This window comes from Granulicella sp. S156, from assembly GCF_009766105.1.
Taxonomy (GTDB): domain Bacteria; phylum Acidobacteriota; class Terriglobia; order Terriglobales; family Acidobacteriaceae; genus Granulicella.
The window spans coordinates 569,184-592,045 of record NZ_LMUH01000025.1; the positions used below are offsets into that span (position 1 = coordinate 569,184).

A 22,862-nucleotide genomic window follows, 5' to 3' on the forward strand; every position below is an offset into this window, starting at 1 on the left:
TGCACGTCCCCCCCCCGAAACCTGTCATTTCGACCGACCAACGGGAGCGGAGAAACCCCTGTATTTCGCTAATGCTTGTGCTACCGAAGAAGCCAAAGGGACACGCCGTATGACCTAGCCTCGAAGTCGGCTCGTAGGTACAACTGTAGAGCTAACTGTGTGCCACAGCCTTCGGCAACTTCTCCAACGCCAGCGGCAACTTGGTATAAATCCCACCAAAGCCGCCGTTCGACAAAATCGCCACGACATCACCCCGGCGCACACGCGGCGCGATCTCGGCCACAATGGCATCCGCATCGGCACACAACACCGCCGGAACATGCTTCGCGTTCAGCGCGTCCACCACGTGCTCCGGCTCAAGACGTTCCAGCACCGGAATCGCATCGCTCTTGAAGACTGCGGCCAACACAACCTCATCCGCAAGAGAAAGACTCTCCACCAGTTCACGCTCGAACACATTGCGGCGCAGAGTATTCGAGCGAGGCTCCAGCACAGCCCACAACCTTCTCCCGCAGTAAGCGCTCTTCAGTGCGCGCAGCGTCTCGCGGATGGCCGTGGGATGGTGCGCGAAGTCGTCAATCACCGTCACACCTGCCACTTCGGCCCGCACTTCAAGCCTCCGTTTCACGCTCTTGAACGTAGCCAACGCCTCGATGATCGCCTCAACCGGAACGCCCTGCCCCGCGGCTAAGGCCGCCGCTGCCGTCGCATTCAGTGCATTGTGCTCACCGGCCATAGGCAGCGACAGCTCCGCAAACTTCTGACCACCACGCAGCAGCGTCCAGGTCGTGACGACGCCTTCGTGGCGCATGTCAACAGCCTGCCAGTACGAGTCCTTCCCAAAGCCATACCGCTCCACCGTACAGAACGCCTTCGCCGCACACTCGGTGACATTTTCGCTTCCGTCAAACGCCACCAGACGTCCGCGCCGAGGAATCAGATTCACCATGCGTTTGAACGCCGTCTTGACCGCATTCAGATCCGTGTAGATGTCCGCGTGATCGAACTCAACGTGGGTCAGAATGGCCGCATCAGGAAAGTAGTGCAAAAACTTCGGCCCCTTGTCGAAGAAGGCTGTATCGTACTCATCGCCTTCAAGAATGAAGGGCCGCGTCCCCTCCTGCACCCGAAAGCTCGTACCAAAGTTCTCCGCCACGCCACCAATCAAAAACGAAGGCGTCCATTTCGCACCATCACTGTTTCCTGTTTCCTGTTTCCTGTTTCCTGCAACTTCATAGATCCACGCCAACATACTCGTCGTAGTCGTCTTGCCATGCGTTCCGCAGACCACCAGCGACTCGCGTCCGCTTAAAAACTCATCGTGAATCAGCGCCGCCATCGATGTCATCGGAATCCGCTCATCGAGCACGCGTTCCAACTCAGGATTGCCGCGCGAGATGGCATTGCCAACCACCACCAGGTCCGGCCGCTGGTCGAGGTTCTTCTCGCTATACGGCTCCATGATGGCGATGCCCATCGCTCGCAACTGGTCGCTCATCGGCGGATACGCCGCCACATCCGAGCCCGTTACGCGATGCCCCTGAGTTCTCAACATCCCGGCGAGCGAAGCCATCGCCGTTCCGCATACCCCAATCAAATGCACATGCTTTGCCATCGTCTATCCTGCTACTTCCTTCAACTCAGATCCGTTCATCTCCACCCACGCCCCCAGCGGCATCGACCGGTTCTGCATCGCCACATGACCGCAGCGCAGCCCTATCGATACCGGCCCCTCGAACTCGCGCAGCGCATGCAGGCACGCCGCCTCCAGCAATTCCATCTCACTCGTCCCGACATTCGCACTCATATCGCCAAGCACCACACCGCGCACATACCGCATCATGCCTGCAAACTTTAAGTGCTGCAGCATCCGGTCCCATTGGTACGGTTTCGTCCCAATGTCTTCGACGAACAGCACACAAGGCTCCTCGATCTTCAGGGCCCAGGGCGTTCCCAACCCCGCTTCAAGGATCGACAGACACCCGCCCAGCAAACGGCCTTCCGCGCTGCCATCGCGCAGGACTCGAAGCCCGTCCGCAGGGCCGACGCGCCACGAACCATCGCCTTCTAACGCAGCGCGCCAGGTACGCTCCTCCACACCATCGTCCTTCGACCAGTCCGCCGCCACCATCGGCGCATAGAACGTGCGCAGGCCACACTCGTTCCAAAACCAGGCGTGCAGGGACGTATGATCGCTGTATCCCACAAACACCTTGGGATTCGCGCGAATAAGCTCGCGATCCAGCAGAGGCAGAAGCTCGACAGAACCCCATCCGCCGCGCGTGCAAAGAACCCCGTCAACCGACCCATCCGCGAACGCTGCATGAAGATCCGCCACGCGCTCCTGCGCAGTACCCGCGTAATACAGTGGCCCGCGTGCCAGTGCATGCGGCATCACCACCGGCTCATACCCGAACGCCCGCAGCCGATCGACGCCACGCTCCACCAACTCCGGTTTCGCCGTCGCTGCAGGCGATACCACAGCCACACGCGATCCGCGCCGCAGCCTCAACCCATCACGCAAACTCCACCTCGCCCTTACAGATGATCTCCGCCGGCCCTGTCAGCATCATCTCGCTCGCGCTGTCCGGCCACACTACCCGCTGCGTTCCTCCCTGTGCCGCCGCCGAAAGCTCACGGGCAACCTCGCGCAGCGTCATGGCCGCAGCCGACGATGCGCACGTTCCCGTTCCCGATGAGGTCGTTGGCCCGCAGCCACGCTCATAGATACGAAACGCAATCTCATGCGGCCCCAGCACACGAACAAACTCCACATTCGTCCCGAACTTGAAGAGCGGATCGATGCTGATCTTTGCGCCTAGTTCCTGCCAACTCAGTCCATGACTGCTGAAGTCTTCCCTCTCCACAAAGATCACATAGTGCGGGTTCCCGACATTCACCATGGCGCCTTCAATCGCGCCGTCCACACCCGCAATCACAATCGAACGCGACATCACGCGAGGCACGCCCATCGCGCTTTCGATCCACCACTCCGCCCCCTTGCGCTCCACCAGGCGGCAAGTCCTCACGCCGCCATGCGTCCCCAGAGCAACCTCCTTGAGGCCTTCGCTTGCAGCCAGCCATGCCGCAACACAGCGCGTACCGTTGCCACTCAACTCGGCTTCGCTGCCATCCGCATTGAACAACCTCAGAAACAACGAACCATCCGGGCGGCGATCGAGAAACTCAATCCCATCCGCTCCAATGCCCGTATTGCGCGCGCACAGCTTCACTGCCATTGCCTCGTGCCTGCCTGCTGCAGCGGCTTCTTCAATGACTAAAAAATCGTTGCCGCACGCGTGCGCCTTTACAAACTCGATCCTGCTCACTCTTCCTCCGTATCTCGAAACACCGCAACCTGATCGGTCGCATCACTTGCCCGCAATTCCCTCAGCAGGCGATCATGCGTCCGGCGAGTAGCCACTACCGTAAATGCGACCCGCTCCATGCCAGCCACGTTATCGCGTTCCAGCACAGCCAGCCGCTGATTTGCCGAATCCAGTACCGTCAGGATCGCGCGCTGCATCCGATGCAAGGCGGATTCAACCCCCTCAGCCAGAGCCGCTGCCCGCTCTGTTCCCACAATCTCCTTCGACAGTGCCGAGCCAACATCGGCGCGCACCTCGTAAATCATCGGATAGCGCTTCCAGCCTAGCTTGCTCTCCACAGCTCCCACAAACTGTAGCGCCACCAACACCATCACTGTTGCGATCAGGGCATCGATGTACAGCCCCGTACCGCAGGTCATGCCGATCGCCGCCACCACAAACACCGTCGCGGCACTGGTCAGCCCCAGCACGCGATTCTTCGTATGCAGAATCAACCCGGCACCCAGAAACCCAACGCCCTGCACGATGTTCGCCGCAACCTGGCCGTGGTTAGCGGTGGAATCCCCACTCAGCACCACGCTCATGATCGTAAACAGCGCCGAGCCCATGCAGATCAGCATGTTGGTGCGTAGCCCCGAGTCCTTATGCCGCCACTCGCGCTCGATGCCGACGATGCCGCCCATCGCGCACGCCATCAGCATCCGCTTGAACGCGGCCCCTGAAAGGCTCAGCTGCTCAAATGTCGAGAAGTGGATGTGACTCGGATCTACCATCGGGTCAGAATACTACTCCGACGGCGGTGTATCACCGAAACTCCGAAGAGACTCTTTTCCACGAGTAAGACGGAGGGTGACGTATCCATCATCCTGGCGTATTTGAGGTTCATCTATATCGACACCATATCGACACCATCGTCTAGTACTTACCCAAAACAGGCAAGCAAAGGACGAAGGTGGATATTTTCAGTACAAAAGGGCATATTTGCTGCTAATTCGTCTGCGTATCGTCATAAACAGGAGTGTCCGAGGGTGCTATCGCCACCTACTCACGCGCAAAGAACTCGCATAAATGGCCCCCTGCACTCGGTAAACGACAAATTTCCTCAGGGGATAAGAGCGGTTCAATTCAAGTTCTTTCAGCAGCAGTACAATACAAGGGTATGGAGCTGGGCCCGGTTCACTATTCGACAACAACATCTACGCCAGTCCGCCATAAGACGCGTTTGGTGATGCCCGTGGTGTACCTTGGCTGTTGGCCACCGCAAAAGAGCAACCGGTAAAGTACCTACCGCACAGCAACTAGCCAAAGGTGAGGAGCGACCCGCGATGGCAAGCAAGTATCCGTCCAATGCAAGTCTCAAAATCGACGACATGACCGTTAATGTGTTTTCGAGCACAGCCGGTATCACCAGCGTTCAGGATGGGACGAGTGGCATGCCGGTGATGGGGTCTATGGTGCCCACATTGGAGTTTTCAGCCGACATTCACGACCAGCATGCCGTCCCCTTCGCTACGGTCAAGCAGCTTTACGAGCTCTGCTACCTGCCCACTAAGGACAAGATCAAAAACATAAAGATCGAATTCTGGACCGATGAAAACCGCAACGAGGCGATTCTGAGCCTTAGTTTCAAAGGCTGGGTGAGTTCATGGATTGTGACAAGTGGCGGCGGGGGTAATCACGTTTTGTCAATCTCGGTGCAGCCCACACTATCCAACAACCAATACACCGAAATGACCATCGGCAACTGAAGACTTACGACACCGGGGATCGATGATGATCGGCAATATTCTGCTGGACGCCGTAGGTCCAAGGCAGGCAAACCGGGAACTGGATGTCCGTACGGTGCAACGTTTATTGCACCAGCATGGGATGGTGCGGGTTCGTTTCTCCAACGACGGTAGCTTCGACTCCGCAACCGCCGCTGCCATCCTTGACTATCAGCGGCGCATCATGCGTCAGCGGTTTGCGACGGGAGTGATCCGTCCCGGGGACGAGACCTTCTGGAGACTGTCGCAGACCACTCCTCTGCACCTTTTGGCTGGCGCGCTGGGCGGTATCCTTTTTCTTCCTTTGATGGGGCCCGATTCATTTTCCGATCAGGATTTCATCGATATAGCGAAAGCACTCGAATGCGAGGTCGCCGCAGTCAAAGCCGTCCAGTTTGTAGAATCAGGGAAACTGCCGTATGACAAGAAGGGCCGCCCTACCATTCTGTTTGAGCGCCACCTTTTCAGCCAATTCACTTTTCGGCGGTATGACGCTCATTTCCCCGCCATCTCCAATCCAGCCCCGGGCGGTTACTCCTGGCCTGAACTGGATCAGTATGTACGCCTGCAACACGCATACGCCCTGGATCCCATCCCAGCTCTCCGTGCAACCTCCTGGGGAGGTTTCCAGATTCTGGGCGATAACTTCCACGAAGCGGGATGCGAAAGCGTCGGAGCATTTATCCGGGCCGTATGTGGATCGATACAGCAGCAGAAAGACACCTTCGTTCACTTCGTCAAGTCGAACCACGCCCGGCTTGTAGCGCTCCAAAAAAAGGACTGGGCACAGTTTGCCCTCCACTACAACGGCAAGCACTTTAAAATAAACCACTATGACACACAGCTCGCAAAGGCATATGCACGTTTTTCTTAGGTTCGCGGCCACCGCCGCGCTTGCAGCCAGCCATTTGATGTTCGCGCAAGCACCTCCACGAGATCCCACCGAGCGCTTGACCCTTATCCCACCCGCACAGTTGATCCACCTCAAAGCTCGGCTAGACCCCAAGCTCATATCACCCACAGCTAAGATTTTCTATGTGGACCCCAAACAGAGCTTTCGCCTGATGTTGCATGGGGAGGGGGAGACTAACCTGGTTTCTATTGCTTTCCAGGATCCGCACCCTAGCCAAGGGGTTTCCATCGGTGGCTGCGGTGTATACCTCATTCCGCCGAGCGGCCCCATCCAATTTTTCAATCCCCTCGATGGGCAAGGTGATACGCCGTTTGGGTGCGCAGACATAGCGGCAGTGCGGCTACATCGTATTCCGGGCGGTAAGCCGATGTTTGAATTCACCGGGGATATGAGCGCTGGCCCACACCCATTTCTACAGACATTTACGGTGCGCTGGGATCCGCGAGTGGGGCACTACACAATGGACACGGTCGACTTCAAGTAGTACCTCTCAACGCCTTCAACCACCTGCCGGATGCTTCCTATCTCCCTGGGCTTATTTCTTATTTCCCGCCCAACTGGTCGACTGGTACACCTTCGCACAAGGCTGGCCTGTCGTGCAGATCACCTCAAGCTCCGCCAGACCCTGCGGATGCGCCTTCACCGCCGCTTCCACCGGGTCACCCTTCATCGCGATGACATACGCCGCGCTGCCCGCCGGATCCGCCAACCCCGCCTGCCAGGAGTCGCTGTCATTTTCGCTGATCATACTGCGCAGCGTCCGTCCCGCGACCTGTACCGCACCAATATGCGCGGAGGTCGACATCATAATCGGCACGTCGGGCGGCATCTCCTCCATCACTACCGCGAGCTGGTGCTCAAATGGCACTCGCGTCGTCGCATTCACGATCCCCTCCTTGAGCACCGGAGGGATTCGATAGATCATCACAGCGCAGTTGGCAGCGCAGAGGAGCAGCGCTGCAGGCTGCCACAGGCGCGCCCACTTTTCAGGCTTCGCCGCACGCAGCCAGACATCCAGCCTCTCCGCCGCCAGCGCAGCATAGAGGCTCAACGACGGCAGCATCTCCATGCCATAGCGAGCGTTGTAATATGAGTGCGGCCAGAGCTGCGGAATAAAGATCGGCACCGAGCCATACGCGACCGAGTAGATGTAAAACGGCAGCGGCACCCACAACAGCAGCGCAAATGTCTCGCCGAGACTCTGAGCCTGCGCCGTCGCACGCCTCTTCCCTGCCAGCCAAAGCCCATAGATCGCCGCCAGCATCAGCCCGAAACCTGTCTCCCACGCCGCGGCATCGATCTGCGCCGTGCGAGTGTAGAACAACAGCGCCCAGCCAACGTTATGCCAGCCGCGATAGTGCTGCCCCGGAGGCGCGGTCTTGCGCTCAATCTGCTTCGCCGAATACGGCCCACGCAGGAAGTCGAGCCAGTCGTGCTCGAAGTGATGGTTGTACCAGAACCACACCAGCGGCCCCGCAACGCACATCACCGTAAAGATCAGGAATACAGGCATCAACTGCCGCCGCACAGCTTCTTCACTGCGCCAGATCGCAACCGCAAAGCAGCACCACACCACTGCGCCGACGATCCAGCCGTCGTAGCGAGTAAACACCTGCCCCAGAATCAACAGGCCCGCCAACAGCATGCGCATCCGGGCCACACCTACCTGCCCTGCTCGCAGTGCGGCGATGCCCTCCACCGTTGCAACGACGGTCCAGACCAGCAGGGCGAGAAACAGCGCCTCGGTCATCGCCGTCGTAGCGAGATACAGCAGGTTCGGGTTCAGAGCGTAAAACGCTGTTGCCACGATGGCCCAGCGCGCACGCATCATCCTGCGCCCAAGCCGCCACACCCCAGCAACGCTGGCCGCATAGCTCAGAATCGACATCGGCACCGCAGCCATGCCGCTCTGCCACATCGACATCTTGCCGATGAACGGCACGATCAGCAGATGCGGCAGCGGTAGCCAGACCCCGCCAATCTGGGCCAGCCCAGGATAGCGGGCATCGACGATCCGCCGCGCAATTCCCAGATGCGCGACAGCATCGCCGTAGAGCAGAATGTAGCCCTTCGCGGAACAGACCATCAGCGCGAAAAAGCCCAGCAGAATGCCCGCGGTAAAGAAGATATGCGTCTCGCCACGAGTGACTGGACGCACCGCCTCAGGATCAACGACCACGGTCTCAGCCGGCAACCAACGCCTCTGCCTCACGATGCCTTCCTCCAGCACACGTCTCTCCGTTCAATCCGAAACGGATGTGCGTTCACTTTGTACTACAGGTGCGAGATTTCCTTCAGATGCTGGAACCGCTCTTCGATCTCCGCCCGCGTAGTCCGCTGTAGCCTTGCCGTACCAAACTCCTCTACCGAAAGCGATCCCAGAACGCAGCCATAGAACATCGCCGTCCGGAAGACCTCAGGCGTCAGCTTGCCCTGCGACGCAATGTATCCATAGAAGCCACCCGCAAACGAGTCGCCCGCGCCGGTCGGGTCCACAACCTCTTCCTGGGGCGTTGCCGGAGCACGGAACAGCTTACGCGTCTCCCCATCGCTGAAGCTGTCCTTGGAGAAGTACGCCGCCGAACCGTGCTCGCCATACTTCACCACCAGCGACTTCGGCCCCAACTCCAGCACCTTCCGTGCAGCAACCAGCGCATTCGTCTCGCCGCTCAACATCCGCACTTCTTTGTCATTGATAACCAGTACATCCAGCTCGCGGAGCACCTTCAGCAGGTTCTCGCGATGCGCACTGATCCAGTAGTTCATCGTGTCGCCCGCAACCATCTTCGCGTTCGGCATCTGCGCCCGCACCTGCGCCTGCAATACCGGATCGATATTGGCCAGAAACAGATACTCCGAGTCCTTGTAGCTCTCCGGAATCTTGGGTGAGAACTCCGCAAACACATTCAGGTCCGTCGCCAGCGTATCGGCCTCATTGAGGTCCTTCACGTAGCTTCCCGTCCAATGAAAACTCTTGCCCGGCGCACGCTCAATGCCAGTCGTATCGACGCCCTTCGACGTCAATACCAGCTCATACTCAGGCAGAAAATCCTCACCCACCACGCCGACAACACGCACATCGGTAAAGAAACTGGCAGCCAGGGCGAAGTGCGTCGCCGCACCACCCAGCACACGCTCACGCTTACCGCTCGGCGTCTCCAGAGAATCGAACGCTACTGAACCTACCACTAGAATCGACAAATCTTTCCCCCAAATCACTCAAAACTGATTAACTCAAAACTCAAAACTGAACGAAACAAGCTTTGGCTCTTCGCTCAATCCCTCTCAGCTCTTCGCGGAACAAAGCCCCCGAAGCGGCGACCCTACCAATACTTCCCAAACAACACATCCAGCTTCGCCTTGGTCTCTGCCGGAATCACAGCTTTATCCGTCATGATGGCGAACTTCGCTGCTGTCTGCGCAGGGCTTGCACTCAGGTCCGTAGGCATCAACCGCACTGCAGCCTTTACCACCTTCTGCGCGTTGCCGGAGTTCTGGTGCATCACCGCAACGATCTGCTCGATAGTCACATCGTCGTGGCCTTCGCGCCAGCAATCGTAGTCGGTCACCATCGCCAGCGTGGCATAGCTGATCTCAGCTTCACGAGCGAGCTTCGCCTCCTGCAGGTTAGTCATGCCGATCACATCCGCGCCCCACGAACGATAGAGGTTCGACTCAGCGCGGGTCGAAAACTGTGGGCCTTCCATGCACACATAGGTGCCGCCCTTTTTGCCAACGACGCCCACCTCTTCGCAGGCCTTCGCGAACACATCGGTCACAATCGGGCATACCGGATCACCAAACCCCACATGACCCACGACCCCATCACCAAAGAACGTCGCTGTGCGGTCAAAGGTGCGATCGATGAACTGGTCGGGAATCACAAAGTCCGTAGGCTTGTGCTCTTCCTTCAGGCTGCCTACCGCGCTCACACTCAGAATGCTCGTCACGCCGAGCTTCTTCAACGCATAGATGTTCGCCTTGAAGTTCAACTCGCTGGGCAGAATGCGATGGCCCTTGCCATGCCGTGCCAGGAAGGCGACATCGCGCCCTTCGAGCTTACCTAGGACAAAAGGATCGCTGGGGTCTCCAAACGGTGTCTCTACACGCTCTTCGCGTACGTCCGTAAGTCCGGCCATGCCATACAAGCCACTGCCACCGATAATTCCAATCTCTGCCTTCGGCAAACCTGTCTCCTCATGCAAACTTTGCGCTATGACACGCAATCTCCAGTATATCGTTCACCTAGCGTCCAAAGCTGTAGGACGCCTTGAACATGACATTGTCTGTCCCAGGATTCGCTGGCGCTGTGTCTCTATTGGAAAAGTGGTTATACCGGCACTCCAGCGAAACCGACCTTTTCTTCGAGCGGAAGACTTCAACACCAGCGCCAAAGTTGAATAGGAAGTTGAACGCCTCGGCATCGGCAAGCGGAATCGGGCGGCTTGAATACATATAACCCAGCGTCCCGACGATAAAAGGCTGCACTGGGTGCCGCGTTCTCATCGAATACTTGAACCCGAGCGGCGAAAACGCCTGAGCAAACGTCCACTGGCGACCGCAAATATCGTTGAAGTTTTCAGTCACTCCAGGAAAGCCGTTACTGGGCGGGAAGCTTATCGAGCTTGAAGAAGGCCTACACGGACCGACTACAGCCGTCGTTGAAGTCTCTGAGGTGGTTACGGGGGCGTTCGGCACCTGCAGGGTCGTCGTCTCCTTAATGATCTGTACCGGATCGCTCTCAAACATCACCGGTCGCACCTCAACGTGATAGCTCAGGTCCGATCCCCAGAAGCGCACCACTCTCCGAGTGTAGGCACCGCCCAGATCGGCGAGCTTGCGCTGCCGTGCCGAGCCCATCAAAATGGGACTCGACGTATTCGAATACTCCGCAAACACCGTCCACGTGTTCTTCCTGCTGAACTCGTCTGCCTGTTGAGCCGATAGGCTCCCTGCAAGGACCAACCAAACAAACACGACGCCCCACACACAAGCTCTCATTCAATCCCCGCCTATTGAATTCCCTGCTAAATTCCAAGCCCCTTGCAGATACTGTCCACCTTCGCCCTCACCTCATCCGGCATCGTCAGCATCTGCGGCCATAGCCGGGTGAAACCCTCCGCCGCCCACTTCCGTGTCGCGTCTATCCCCATCTTGCTGCCAAAATTTGGCAGCCGCGACGCGTGATCCAGAGAGTCCACCGGTCCGAGCGTGAACTGAATATCGCGCTCGGGGTCGATATTATTCGTCACCCGCAGTGTCACCTCGGCCAGGTCCTGCACATCGCAGTCTTCATCCACGACGATCACGCACTTGGTGAACATCGCCTGCCCCATCGCCCAGATACCATTCATTACCTTGCGCGCGTGGCCTGCGTAGCTCTTGCGGATGCTCACGATCATCAGATTGTGAAACACCCCCTCCGCCGGCAGGTTCACATCCACGATCTCCGGCAGCGTCAGCTTCATCAGTGGCAGAAAGATGCGCTCCACGGCCTTGCCCATCCATGCGTCCTCCATCGGAGGCTTGCCCACCACCGTCGCCGCATAGATCGGATTCTTGCGGTGCGTAATGCAGGTAATGTGGAAGACCGGATACTCGTCCTGCATGGTGTAAAAGCCCGTGTGGTCACCGAAAGGTCCCTCGGTACGCAGTTCGCCCAGCTCAACGTACCCCTCGAGCACGATCTCCGCAGTCGCCGGGACCTCGAGATCAACGGTCTCGCACTTCACAATCTCCACGGCCTTCTGCCGCAAAAAGCCCGCAATCAGATACTCCTCAACCTCGGGCGGCGCCGGCACAATGGCCGAAAACGTCGTTGCCGGATCGGTGCCGATCGCCACGGCAACCTCCATACGCTCACCACGAATCTTGGTCAGCACCGTCTGCGGAACGCTGCTCGTATCGATAGCAGCGGTCGTTCCCCCCGCAGTCAACGCCATCACATCGACCGCACCTGCGGCGTCCTGAGTCGCGCCCCGCATGCGCTCGCGAAAGTGCTCGGCCGCGACCTTCTGCCGTTGCCAGTGCATGCCCGTCGTCTGGCCGTCATAGACTTGCATGCGGTACATGCCGACATTGCGCTTGCCTGACTTCGGATCGCGCGTAACTACGCAGGGCAGCGTGATGAACCTTCCTCCATCCTGCGGCCAGGTCTGCAACACCGGGAACTTCAGTACATCCACGTCTTCTCCGCGAAGAATCACTTCCTTGCACGGCGCATTCTTCGCTTCCACACGCTTCGGGAAAAATCCACCCACCTCGGCCAGCATCGGCAGCATCTTCAACTTGTCCATGAAGCCTGTCGGCGCCACCGGATGCAGCAGCGTCTCGATGCGCTTGGCAATATCGTCCAAGCCCTCGACCTCGAGCGCCATCTTCATTCGCCGCTCGCTGCCGAATTGATTCATCAACACCTGCGCGCCCTTGTAGCCCTTTACATTCTCAAACAACAGCGCCGGGCCACCGGCCTTGGCCGTGCCCTTACCGCTCTTGGCGGCACGATCGGCAATCTCGGCCATCTCCAGAATCGGCGACACCTCAGCCTTCACGTGCGTCAACTCGCCCGCCCGATCCAGCGCCTTCAACCAATCCCGCAAACTCTCGTATCCCAAAATCAACTCCTCTACAATCTTGAATCTTGCCTTCGTTTTGCAGGGGCGGGACTTCAGTCCCGCCGTCCATGAGCTACTGACGCTACAGCTTTAGAAAAATCTTCTTCCGCCACAACAACCAGTTCGGCAAAAAGCAAACCATCACGAAGCATACCGCGAACGCCAGCGACGTCCAGTCCGTCGAGCCATGCCGGGCAAAGAGGTTCACATAGATCACCCACAAAAGGTTATGCCGGTTGTCATGCGAATCTGCGATCTTGATAAACGCCCCAGCCTTTACCAGCACAACTGACACCGTGTACGCCAGAATGGCATTCGATCCAAACACCAGCCACGGCCAGCTCGAGACCTGCAACCAGCGAGGCCACGGCTGAGTCCGGCCATCGATCCACCAGGAGCAAAGAGCCAGCAGAAACGCCGCCAATCCCGCCATGAGCAACACATAGCTTGAAGTCCACAGGTTTTTGTTGATCGGAAACCATAGCGACCAAAGTTCGCCGGCAGCCACTCCAACGACGCCCGCAACCACCAGCCCAAGGCGCATCCGACGCATCCCACCGGCAACGCGCTGGCTGCGGAGCATCCACATTCCCGTCAACGAACCCAGCAGCGTCGTCGCCACCGAAGGCAGCGTACTCAGCAACCCCTCAGGATCGCGCGTTCCCCGGTACAGGGTTCCCGTATGCAGCCACCGAAGCGTCCACGCGCTGAATCCCCGGTCGATCCACGAGGCCAGATTGGCGTTCTGGTCCATGAATTGAATATCCCGTCCCGGCAGTCCAAGCCCCGGCACGGGAACCCACCGCAGCAGCACCCAATAGCCCACGAGAAGCACCGCGGTAATCACAACCAGCACGCGCACGCGCCGCGTGAACAGCAACAACAGTCCTACTAGCAGATAGCACAACGCAATCCGCGGCAGCACGCCAAACAACCGCACCGACCAGTGCATCTTCGGGAAGAACACCATCAGCCAGTACAGGGCAAAGATCTTCACCGCCCGAACAAAGATGTGTCCAGCAAGCGTCTTTTTGCAGTTCCCTCGCGACGCACGAGCTTCCAGCGAAAACATAATCGACGCGCCCATCAGAAACAGGAACGTCGGAAACACGGTATCGGTCAGCGTCCAGCCATTCCACGTAGCGTGGTCCAGCTGCGCGAACACATGCCCCCAGTCCCCTGGATCGTTCACCAGAATCATCAGAGCAATGGTGATGCCGCGCAAGACGTCTACCGATAGCACACGCACCGGCTTCACCACCGTCGTCTCTGCCGGAGAAACCGTTTGAAGAGATGCCATCTGTTCATCATCGAATAGGAAACAGGAAGTAGCAAACAGGAAACAGAAAACGGTATGGTCGCAGGCCTACTGTCTCTCATCCCTGATCCCTGTTCTCTCTTCTCTATTCTCTATTCTCTCTTCTCTGTTTCCTGTCCCGGGAACATTGAACTCAGCGCTGGTGTCTAAGCCAACAACCGCATTCCTCGCATGGATGCGCACATCGACTCCTTCGAGGTGCTGCCATGTTTGAGGAATCGCTCATCGAATCCACCGCTGTGCTCCAGACCCGCAACCGTTGGCCCACAGTCATCTCGGTCGCGATTCAAGCCGCTATCGCCACCACAATCGTCGCCATACCGTTGCTGCATCCGGAAGTCATCAAACTACACGCGCCAACGATGACCCTCTTTGCGCCGCCACCCCACCCGCATGAGCCACCACCGCCGCCACCACAGCGCGTCCATCTTGCTCCGACGAACGCCATGTCTACGTCAGCACCTGCCGCTGCGGCACCTACCAACGCACAGCAGATAACACGCACCTTTATGGCAGCCAACAATGCCGGCGACGCTCCCCCCACCAATCCTCTGGGCCTCGGCATTGGCAGCTCCAACATGCCGTTTGGACTGTCCTCAGGTGGTGGTAGCCCCTCCCCCCATGTGGTTGTTGCAGGTACGGCATCTAGGGGACCGTTGAACATATCCACAGGTGTCTCTAGTGGCATGCTTCTTGCGCCGATTCGTCCTGAGTACCCACAGATTGCCAAGGCCACGCATACCGAAGGCATCGTCATCGTGCAGGCGGTCATCTCCAAGACCGGCACGATCGAAAGCGCCCACGTCGTCAGCGGGCCTGCCCTGCTCCAAGGAGCCGCGCTCGCTGCCGTCCGCTCAGCTCACTATCGGCCGTATCTACTGAACGACAAGCCCACCGAGGTCGAAACCACGTTCAGCATCTCTTTCAAAATCAGCGGTTAAACAACCCCATAAAGTGATGGTGCGAGTTCTCAGTTCTCGGTTGTCAGTAAAACGACACTACGGAGAACTGACAACTCGCACCCTTAGACCAACTCAATAATCTCCAGGGGAAAGCCCGCGTCCTTCCACCCCTGCAACCCACCGCGCAACGGCCGCACGCGCCGCACTCCCATACGGCGAAGCTCCATCGCCACCTTGGCGCTGGTCTCCTCGCTTGGACACGTGCAATACAGCACAATGTCGCGATCACGCGGAATCATGGTGCTGCGCTCCTTCAACTGATCGGGCCCAATCCGGAGAGCCCCGGGAAGCACGCGAGGGTCAGGCAGAAGGTCCAGGGGGTGACGCAAATCCACGATAAACGGCGGATCCTTGCCCTCTCGCTTGGCGTCGTCGATCATGGCCAGCAGTTGTGTCGGCTCCAGCCGTAGCCCGCGCAGCTCCGACACAAACTGGCGCCGCTTCACCACGCGGTACACCACCACCGCGATGACCATCAGAACGACTAGCAAGCCGGCAAAATGCCCCAGAGCGGCGAAAAAGTCGGTGCTGCGTTTGGCCAGATCACCAAAGAAACGCCCGGCAAAGAGCCAAGCGCTCGCCCATATCAGCGTCCCCGTCATGTCATAGAGAACGAACGTCGGGTATGGAATCTTCGCCTGGCCCACGATAGGCGCAGCCATCGTACTCAGGCCAGGAACGAACTTCGCAAACAGCAGCGTAAAGGCGCCGCGCTTGGTCACGGTTCCCTGGGTTCTGCTCACGCAACTCGCAGCCTCCAGAGAAAACCGGCACAGCAGATCCAGCACCTTGCTGCCATAACGCTTCCCGAGGAAATACCACATCGAGTCGGATATCAGGCACGCCAGCATAACAATCGGTAACGCATAGGCAACATGCAACTTATGGGCCGCGCTCATCGTTCCCGCGGCCAGCATCAACGGGATGCTTGGAATCGGCAGCCCAGCCTGCTCGATGAGCACCCAACCAAATAACACCGAGTAGGTATGGCGCAGCAGCAAAAACATCATCGAACTCATAAGCGCCTCCTCTCGAGCGTACTTGATCCTAATGTTCTGATGCTATGTAGATGTTCGCAAATCCCGCGAGTCGCATTAAGAAAAAAAACGGCCCGGATTGCTCCGGGCCACTGTCTCTTCTCGTCTGTTTTATTGGACGACTAGGTTTTTCATTGGTTAGCAAAGTTTTTTTATTGCTTCACTGCGACATCCGGCGTTACCGACATTCCCGGCCGCAGCGCATGGTCCTTATTGTCTTCCGCAAGGTTCGTAAAGTTGATGCGAACCGGTATACGCTGCACCACCTTCACGTAGTTGCCGGTCGCGTTCTCCGGTGGGAACAGGCTCAACCGCGAGCCCGTGGCTCCGCCGATCTGATCCAGTTCACCCTTGAATTTCCGTCCGCCAAGAGCATCCACCTTTAGGTCGACCTCTTGTCCCTTCTTCATCTGCTTAAGCTGGGTTTCCTTGAAGTTCGCCGTCACCCACAGGTTGTCCAGCGGAACAACCGTGAGAAGGTCCTGTCCAACGCTGAGGTTCTCGCCAACGTCCACATTCTTCTTGCTGACGATGCCCGAGATCGGCGCAACAATCTTCGTATAGTTGAGATTGAGTTGTGCCTGGTCGACTTTAGCCTGCTGCTGCGCTACATTCGCCACCGCCGCAGCGATGCGAGCCTCCTGCGCCTTCACCTGGCCGGAAGCATTTTGAACGTTCTGCTGCGCCTGTGAGCGGGACTGCGACACTTGCTGCTGTGCGTAGTTCACCTGGTCCTGCTGGGCCTTTACGGAACGCTCCGCTTCGGCCAGCGCCGCTTTCGTTGCCGCAGCCTGCTGTACCGCACCGTCAAACTGCTGCTTGGAGATAACGTCCTTAGCTACCAGCGGCGTGTAACGGTCCACGTCCAACTGTGCCTTCACGGCGTTCGCCTGGGCCTGGTCCACGCGAGACTGCGCCGCCGCCACATTGGCCTGCGCCTGCGACAGCGATGCCTGACTGCCAAGCACAGTGGAACCCGACGTAAACACGCTCGTACGCACATTCACATTGGTAATGGGCAAGTTCACCCTGGCCTGTTCGAGGTCAGCCTGCGCGCTGGCAAGGTTCGCCTGAGCCTGCGCTAAAGCAACCTCAAAGTCCTTGGGATCTACTTCGGCAATCGGATCACCCGCTTTTACCCACTGGTTATCCGTCACGTCGACGTGCACCACTTGGCCAGCAACACGCGCGCTTACCTGGTACAGATCGCCATCAACCTGCGCGTCGTCCGTATCCTCGGTAAAGGTCGAGCGCCAGTAATAGAAACCTGCAGCGATCACCAGAATGATGACCACGACAATGACGATTCCCCTGCGGTTCGACTTCTTCTCAGGAACCTGTTCTGTTGACTGGTCCTGTTTATTTGTTTCGTTCTGATCGGCCACGCCTACTTCCCTCCCAGATAATCTTTGTAGTTCGTCGACGCTGCACCCAGCGCCCGTGCGAGCGAAAGCTTCGCCACGTTGTGCTGGTACAGCGCGCTAATGTATTGGTCATTCGCCTGCTCGTCCGTAGACAACGCCTGCGACACCGGCAAACTGTCTTCAACACCGGTCTTGAATCGTTCCTGCGCTTCAATCAACGCCTCGTGCGCCAGGTCCACATTGCTCTTGGCCGCATCGACCAGCTTGGCGGACGACTGAATGTCGAGAATCGCATCCCGAACATCCGCATTCACCTGCTGCACCTGATCGGAGAGCTTCGCCTTCGTCTGGTCGTATTGCGCCCCGGCAACCTCTTCATCGCCGCGTGTCTTGGCAATCTGCAGAATCGGAGCGGATACCTGACCGGTTGCCGTATAGGTCCCATGCGAGTGAGCCGGCGTCGTTCCCATATCGCCAAAGTCCCCGCTAAAGCTTGCCGACGGCAGCTGATCGGCAAATGCAGCCTTCTTTCCCGCCTCCGCAGCCTTCAACTGTTCAGCCATCGCCGCGAGATCTTTGCGCTGCTTCAATGCCTGCTGAAATGCAGCCTCAGGATCCGGGGTATCGAGCGCCGCAAACGGCTCCGCATCGGACAGTTCGTACTTCTGCTCCAGAGGCAGACCAATCGCTCGCGCAAGCGCCAGCTTGTCCTTGGCCAACTGGTTCGTCGTTGCAATCAGATTCTGCTGCTCGTTCTGATAGTCCACCTGCGCTCTCAGCACATCCAGCCTGGGGCTTGTGCCCGCGTCGTGGGCCGCGACCGCCTGGTCCAGAGACACCTTGGAGGTCGCCATATCGGCCTTTACCGCCTCGATACGAGCGGCATCCGCGATGCACAGCAGATAGGCGTTGCCGACTGTCAAAACCACGAGATCGCGTGCGTCCTGCGCAGTGAGCTTGGCTGCCTCAAAGTTGTGCTTGGAAGAGATGTAATTCTCCAGCGACTGCACATCCACCAGCTTCTGCGTCAGGTAAGCCCGGAAATCCACCACCTGAAAGGGTCCGATGATCGGATTCAGGCCCGGAAACTTCAATCCATACGCTGCCAGATTGATCTGCTCGACTTCGATCGAGGCCGATCCTCTTACCGTCGGAAGAAGCTCCTGAAGCTGCTGTAACCGCTGTCCGCCGGCAGACTTCTCATTCGAGGTCTGCAACACCAGCCCGAGGTTATTGCGCAGCCCGCGCTGCATCGCGTCGTCGAGCGTCAGTTGCAGCACGCCATCCGTAGCCTTATCGCGGACGATGCTGCCATTGAACGAAGAATCTATGCTGTTCGTGGGCGCAGCACTCGGTCCCGGCTTGGAAAGCTGCTGCTGCACCGTCGTCACCGACTGAATGGCTGACGAGTCGTCAGTGCTGCTGCTACCGCTACTCTGCGTCTGCGCCACCGCCGGCACGCCAACCGCCGCCAGCAGAAAGACGAGCGCGGCGGGAAACGCACGCTTGTTCACTTTGACCATATCTCTCATGCTAAATCGTTTACAGTGCCTCAGGCCTGAATCTTCCATCGCCAGACGTAAACACTATTCTCTGTACTAGATGCACCTCCTTTGTCGATGTATGCAAAAACTTCCTGCGGAAATCCAAAAAGCAGGAAACAGCAAACAGGCCTTTGTTTCGTCCGTTCTGTTAGGACTTACGCAAAATCCGCAGAGTTGCACGATTATTCAGCCCCAAAGGGGCCATATATCCCAGCCTAATACTGCCGTTGTACGTATAGGCCCACCCCAAAGCCTGTCATTTCGACCGACCAACGGGAGCGGAGAAACCACTGTATTTTGCGATGCCTCCAAGGACATACTCGTCTGCAGCAAGAACACATTTTGCGGTTGGCGATAGGCATCTCTGGGTTCCTGCGTAAGTCCTATCTGTTCCCTGGGCCCTGAGCCCTGTTCTCTGTTTCCTGTTTCCTGTTTACTGTTTCCTGTTTGCTGTTTGCTGTTTCCTGTTTCCTGTTTACTGTTTCCTGTTTCCTGTTTGCTGTTTCCTCTCTGCTCTTCGTACGATAGCCGGTATGAGCGCTCCCACCCCTATCCGTACCGCTGTCATCGGCTTCGGCCTCGCCGGTCGAGTCTTCCACTGCCCCTTTGTCGCCGCGGTTCCGGGGCTGGAACTCACCGCCATCGTCCAGCGCAGCAAGGACACAGCCCACGAGGCCTACCCCAATGCCCGCATCCTGCGCTCCCCGGAAGAGGCCTTTTCCGACCCCGGCATCGATCTCATCGTCGTTGGCACTCCGAATGAGACCCACTTTGACCTCGCCTCCCAGGCATTGCAGGCCGGCAAACACGTCGTCGTCGACAAACCGGTCACGATCAGCGGCACTGCCGCCCGTGCGTTGATTGACCTGGCCAAACAGCACAACCGCATCCTCGCGCCGTTCCACAATCGCCGCTACGATACCGACTTCCTCACCGTAAGCAAGCTGCATCGCGAAGGCACTCTGGGACGTATCACCCAGGTCTTCGCCCACTTCGACCGCTTCCGTCCCCTGCAGCGCCCAAACACGTGGAAGGAGACCGGAGGAGACCCCAACGGCCTACTCTTCGACCTCGGCCCCCACCTCACCGACCAGGCACTCGCACTCTTCGGACCACCAGCGCGCGTTACGGCCAGCGTCCGTACCGACCGCGACAAGACCGATATCGACGACGCCTTCGACATCGTCTACGAATACGATATCGCCTCCGAAAATGGCGCCCCTCGCAGCCTGCGTTACGAGTGCCACGCCACCATGCTCGCCGCCACTCCCTCCCCTCGCTTCCGCGTCCACGGAACGCTCGGCAGCTACACCAAGCAGGGCCTAGACCCGCAGGAGGCTGCCCTGATCGGAGGCGCCCGCCCCCCGCAGCTCGGCTCTCCGGACCCCTGGCTTCCCGAGCCCGAATCGGCCTGGGGCACGCTCGCTGCCGCAAAGGACCTGAGCGAACCCATCCAGCTCGACAGCGCTCCCTTCCCCAGTGTTACCGGCGACTACCGGCTGTTCTACGCCAACGTCCGCGATGCCATTCGCGGCGACGCGCCTCTGGCCATCTCCGCAGAGGACGGCTATCGCGTCATCCGGCTGCTGGAACTCGCCCGCCAAAGCAGCCATGAACGCCGCACCCTGCCCGTCACCTTCTAGGGGTAAAGGCTCTCTCAATAAAGGCCTTGACGCAAAGCCTGCAAAGAAAGCCAAGTTTCGCCACGGCAGCCGTGGCGAAACTTGGCTCTTCTCTTCGTGAACTTTGCGTCAAGGTCTTTTTGCCTATGCCACCGCAAACATGGCCCACGCGATAAACTAAATCCATTGTGAAGACTCAGAGCCAACAATCTCCGGCAAAGTTCATCATCGCGGGCATCATCGTCCTGGCCACCGTCGCCTGGCTCGCCCTCTCTGCCTCCAGCGACACCAAGCAGTATTACGTGACCATCAGCGAGCTTCAGCAGCTAGGGAACAAAGCCTATACGCGCCATCTGCGGGTAGCCGGCAATGTCCAACCTGGCAGCATCAATCACGTAGGCACCAACGCCACCTTTACGCTGATGGAACAGGGCAAAGCGCTGCGTGTGAACTACCAGGGCGCGGAGCCACCGCCAGACAGCTTCAAGGATGATGCTCAGGCCCTCGCCATCGGCACCTATGGCCGCGACGGCGTCTTCCACGCAACGCAGCTCCAGGCCAAGTGCGCCAGCAAATACGCGCCAGCTGCCAAGCCCGGTGCCGCGCCTACAGGCAATACCGCAGCTCTTACCCCAGCAGCAAAGCCACAGAGCTAGAGCAATCCCACAGTAGCTGTACCAGTGGGATTTGTATTTCCGTTGCCATAAATTCGTTGCCATAAATTCGTCATCCTGAGCGGAGCGTCCCGGCCTTTGGGGACGCGTAGTCGAAGGACCCCAGATGCAGAGCGCGATGCAAATGTTTGTGGCGCGCTTTGCGTCAGAAGGACCCCGAAGAATTCTACTCACCAATACAGCCCAAGCCATTTTCAACCACCAAATTCTTGCTGATCCTATCCGCGGATGCATAAGAACCTTCGGGCTCCTTCGGCTCCGCTCAGAACAGACTCCTCGCCCTCTTCACTGAGCCAACGCGTTCTGCACGAGCGGCCGCTCTATACTCTCAAATAGCATCGTGATCTCTGCCACTTTATCCTCTGAACCCGCCATCGTCCTCGACCGCGTCTCGCGACTCTATGGCAACTTCGCCGCTCTCCGCGAAGTCTCCCTAAGCCTTCCGGCAGGCGCGAGCGTCGTCCTGCTCGGGGAAAACGGCGCAGGCAAATCCACGCTGCTAAAGATCGTCGCCGGACTCGCGACACCGACCTACGGCACCATCTCCGTCTTTGGGGGCAAGCCACTCGATCAGCGCCACCGCGTCGCCACCATGAGCCACGCAACGATGCTGTACGACGAGCTCACGGCACTCGAAAATCTGCGCTACTTCGCCAGCCTGCATGCCGATACTGCCCTGCAAGACCTCTCGCCCGAACAGGCGCTGCGCGACGTCGGCCTCGATCCCGCGCTGCCGCGACGTGTTGGCGACTACTCACAGGGCATGCGCCAGCGCGCCTCTCTGGCTCGTGTGCTCCTCACCGAACCCGATCTGCTCCTGCTCGACGAACCCTTCTCCAACCTCGATAGAGGTTCGGCGAACAGCATGGTAGAACGGCTACGAGAGTATCTAGCTACGCCATCCGCCGAGGGTACCCGCCGCACACTGCTGCTCACCACGCATCAGCCGGAGCTCGCGCGGCCGCTGGCCAGCCTCGTCCTGACACTTCGCGAAGGACGCATCGTCGAACGCGAAGAGATCCAACTCGCCGCTACCAACTCGTAGTCAATCGTCCTTTCACCATGCCCTCGAAGCCGCCCAAGACCAACGCCGCCCGCCTGCTCGACTCTCTCGGCATCGCGTACGAACTACGCGCCTACGAAGTCGATCCAAACGACCTCACCGCCATCTCTGTCGCGCACAAGATCGGCCTGCCACCCGAGCAGGTCTTCAAGACACTCCTCACCCACACCAGCGACAAAGAACACGTCTTCGCGGTCATCCCTGGCGACAGCGAACTCGATCTCAAAAAGCTGGCTGCTACCGCCGGTGCCCGCAACGCCGAACTCGCCGCACTCAAGGAAGTCGAACCGCTCACCGGCTACATCCGCGGCGGCGTAACCGTACTCGCCGCCAAAAAGCCCTTCCGTTCCTTTGCCGACGAGACCATAGAACTCTTCGACACCATCTCGATCTCCGCCGGCCAACGTGGTCTGCAACTCATCATGGCACCCGCAGACTACCTCCGCGCCGCGAACGCCGAGCTGGCTGACCTGACGAAATGATGAGGAACCAGCAGAGACTCAACCCGCCACAGGTCCAAGCCCCAAAGGGGCGATATATACCAGCCCAGAGTGGTGACGCAAAGCGCGCGACACAAATCTTTGGATCACGCTCTGCATCAAGGGTGGAGGCGGCTGGCGAGCGCTTTTTGCTCGCCGTGTCGCCTCCACCCTGGG

Annotated in this window: 21 protein-coding genes; 8 read left to right on the forward strand and 13 right to left on the reverse strand. The window is 58.6% G+C overall.

Features of this window, described 5'->3' with window-relative positions:
• Positions 1-151 precede the first annotated feature (151 nt).
• Genes mpl through GSQ91_RS21030 form a run of 4 tightly spaced genes read right to left on the reverse strand, consistent with a single transcriptional unit; the run spans position 152 to position 4,102 of the window.
• Positions 152-1,615, reverse strand: coding sequence for a UDP-N-acetylmuramate:L-alanyl-gamma-D-glutamyl-meso-diaminopimelate ligase (mpl, locus tag GSQ91_RS21015; protein WP_158823700.1), 1,464 nt, complete (start codon positions 1,613-1,615; stop codon positions 152-154).
• Between the two features lie 3 nt (positions 1,616-1,618).
• On the reverse strand, positions 1,619-2,488 hold the full coding sequence (locus tag GSQ91_RS21020) for an LD-carboxypeptidase (RefSeq protein ID WP_254064780.1): 870 nt from the start codon (positions 2,486-2,488) through the stop codon (positions 1,619-1,621).
• A gap of 28 nt (positions 2,489-2,516) precedes the next feature.
• Entirely contained in the window at positions 2,517-3,329 is an 813-nt protein-coding gene (dapF, locus tag GSQ91_RS21025) for a diaminopimelate epimerase (RefSeq protein WP_158823701.1), read from the reverse strand.
• Positions 3,326-4,102 carry an MgtC/SapB family protein gene (locus GSQ91_RS21030; RefSeq protein ID WP_158823702.1) on the reverse strand — a complete coding sequence of 259 codons (777 nt, stop codon included), beginning with the start codon at positions 4,100-4,102 and terminating at the stop codon, positions 3,326-3,328. The genes dapF and GSQ91_RS21030 overlap by 4 nt, the downstream gene beginning before the upstream one ends.
• Before the next feature lie 552 nt (positions 4,103-4,654).
• Between GSQ91_RS21030 and GSQ91_RS21035 the strand changes: the two genes are divergently transcribed.
• From GSQ91_RS21035 to GSQ91_RS21045, 3 genes are read left to right on the forward strand one after another with little or no spacing between them, the layout of a single operon-like run.
• Positions 4,655-5,077, forward strand: coding sequence for a hypothetical protein (locus tag GSQ91_RS21035; protein WP_158823703.1), 423 nt, complete (start codon positions 4,655-4,657; stop codon positions 5,075-5,077).
• A gap of 22 nt (positions 5,078-5,099) precedes the next feature.
• The gene (locus GSQ91_RS21040) at positions 5,100-5,969 is read left to right on the forward strand and encodes an N-acetylmuramidase family protein (RefSeq protein WP_158823704.1); all 870 of its coding nucleotides are present in this window, start codon (positions 5,100-5,102) and stop codon (positions 5,967-5,969) included.
• The gene (locus GSQ91_RS21045) at positions 5,953-6,492 is read left to right on the forward strand and encodes a hypothetical protein (protein ID WP_158823705.1); all 540 of its coding nucleotides are present in this window, start codon (positions 5,953-5,955) and stop codon (positions 6,490-6,492) included. The genes GSQ91_RS21040 and GSQ91_RS21045 overlap by 17 nt, the downstream gene beginning before the upstream one ends.
• A 51-nt stretch (positions 6,493-6,543) precedes the next feature.
• Here GSQ91_RS21045 and GSQ91_RS21050 read toward each other — a convergent pair whose 3' ends face one another.
• From GSQ91_RS21050 to GSQ91_RS21075, 6 genes are all read right to left on the reverse strand, one after another.
• Positions 6,544-8,220 carry a hypothetical protein gene (locus GSQ91_RS21050; RefSeq protein ID WP_216845349.1) on the reverse strand — a complete coding sequence of 559 codons (1,677 nt, stop codon included), beginning with the start codon at positions 8,218-8,220 and terminating at the stop codon, positions 6,544-6,546.
• Between the two features lie 62 nt (positions 8,221-8,282).
• The gene (locus GSQ91_RS21055) at positions 8,283-9,209 is read right to left on the reverse strand and encodes a PfkB family carbohydrate kinase (RefSeq protein ID WP_158823706.1); all 927 of its coding nucleotides are present in this window, start codon (positions 9,207-9,209) and stop codon (positions 8,283-8,285) included.
• 122 nt (positions 9,210-9,331) lie between these two features.
• The gene (gene mtnP, locus GSQ91_RS21060) at positions 9,332-10,195 is read right to left on the reverse strand and encodes an S-methyl-5'-thioadenosine phosphorylase (protein WP_158823707.1); all 864 of its coding nucleotides are present in this window, start codon (positions 10,193-10,195) and stop codon (positions 9,332-9,334) included.
• A 58-nt stretch (positions 10,196-10,253) separates the two neighbouring features.
• On the reverse strand, positions 10,254-11,009 hold the full coding sequence (locus GSQ91_RS21065; RefSeq protein ID WP_158823708.1) for an acyloxyacyl hydrolase: 756 nt from the start codon (positions 11,007-11,009) through the stop codon (positions 10,254-10,256).
• Positions 11,010-11,035: 26 nt separating this feature from the next.
• Positions 11,036-12,622 (reverse strand): UbiD family decarboxylase, encoded by a 1,587-nt coding sequence (locus GSQ91_RS21070; protein WP_158823709.1) that lies wholly within the window; start codon positions 12,620-12,622, stop codon positions 11,036-11,038.
• Between the two features lie 82 nt (positions 12,623-12,704).
• Positions 12,705-13,922 (reverse strand): acyltransferase family protein, encoded by a 1,218-nt coding sequence (locus GSQ91_RS21075; protein WP_216845351.1) that lies wholly within the window; start codon positions 13,920-13,922, stop codon positions 12,705-12,707.
• A gap of 224 nt (positions 13,923-14,146) precedes the next feature.
• Here GSQ91_RS21075 and GSQ91_RS21080 point away from each other — a divergent pair, with 224 nt between their 5' ends.
• On the forward strand, positions 14,147-14,881 hold the full coding sequence (locus tag GSQ91_RS21080) for an energy transducer TonB (protein WP_158823710.1): 735 nt from the start codon (positions 14,147-14,149) through the stop codon (positions 14,879-14,881).
• 83 nt (positions 14,882-14,964) lie between these two features.
• Here GSQ91_RS21080 and GSQ91_RS21085 read toward each other — a convergent pair whose 3' ends face one another.
• From GSQ91_RS21085 to GSQ91_RS21095, 3 genes are all read right to left on the reverse strand, one after another.
• Entirely contained in the window at positions 14,965-15,921 is a 957-nt protein-coding gene (locus tag GSQ91_RS21085) for a VTT domain-containing protein (protein WP_158823711.1), read from the reverse strand.
• A gap of 170 nt (positions 15,922-16,091) precedes the next feature.
• A complete protein-coding gene (locus GSQ91_RS21090) occupies positions 16,092-17,324 on the reverse strand; it encodes an HlyD family secretion protein (RefSeq protein ID WP_158823712.1) in 1,233 nt (410 codons plus the stop codon).
• 2 nt (positions 17,325-17,326) lie between these two features.
• Entirely contained in the window at positions 17,327-18,826 is a 1,500-nt protein-coding gene (locus GSQ91_RS21095; RefSeq protein ID WP_158823713.1) for a TolC family protein, read from the reverse strand.
• 554 nt (positions 18,827-19,380) lie between these two features.
• Here GSQ91_RS21095 and GSQ91_RS21100 point away from each other — a divergent pair.
• The 4 genes from GSQ91_RS21100 (at position 19,381) to ybaK (ending at position 22,688) form a co-directional block, all read left to right on the forward strand.
• Positions 19,381-20,490: a Gfo/Idh/MocA family oxidoreductase gene (locus GSQ91_RS21100; RefSeq protein ID WP_158823714.1), complete on the forward strand. Its 1,110-nt coding sequence runs from the start codon at positions 19,381-19,383 to the stop codon at positions 20,488-20,490.
• A gap of 167 nt (positions 20,491-20,657) precedes the next feature.
• Entirely contained in the window at positions 20,658-21,125 is a 468-nt protein-coding gene (locus GSQ91_RS21105) for a cytochrome c maturation protein CcmE (protein ID WP_158823715.1), read from the forward strand.
• Between the two features lie 358 nt (positions 21,126-21,483).
• Positions 21,484-22,188, forward strand: coding sequence for an ATP-binding cassette domain-containing protein (locus tag GSQ91_RS21110; RefSeq protein ID WP_254064782.1), 705 nt, complete (start codon positions 21,484-21,486; stop codon positions 22,186-22,188).
• A gap of 17 nt (positions 22,189-22,205) precedes the next feature.
• Positions 22,206-22,688 (forward strand): Cys-tRNA(Pro) deacylase, encoded by a 483-nt coding sequence (gene ybaK / locus GSQ91_RS21115; RefSeq protein WP_158823716.1) that lies wholly within the window; start codon positions 22,206-22,208, stop codon positions 22,686-22,688.
• Positions 22,689-22,862: the final 174 nt, after the last annotated feature.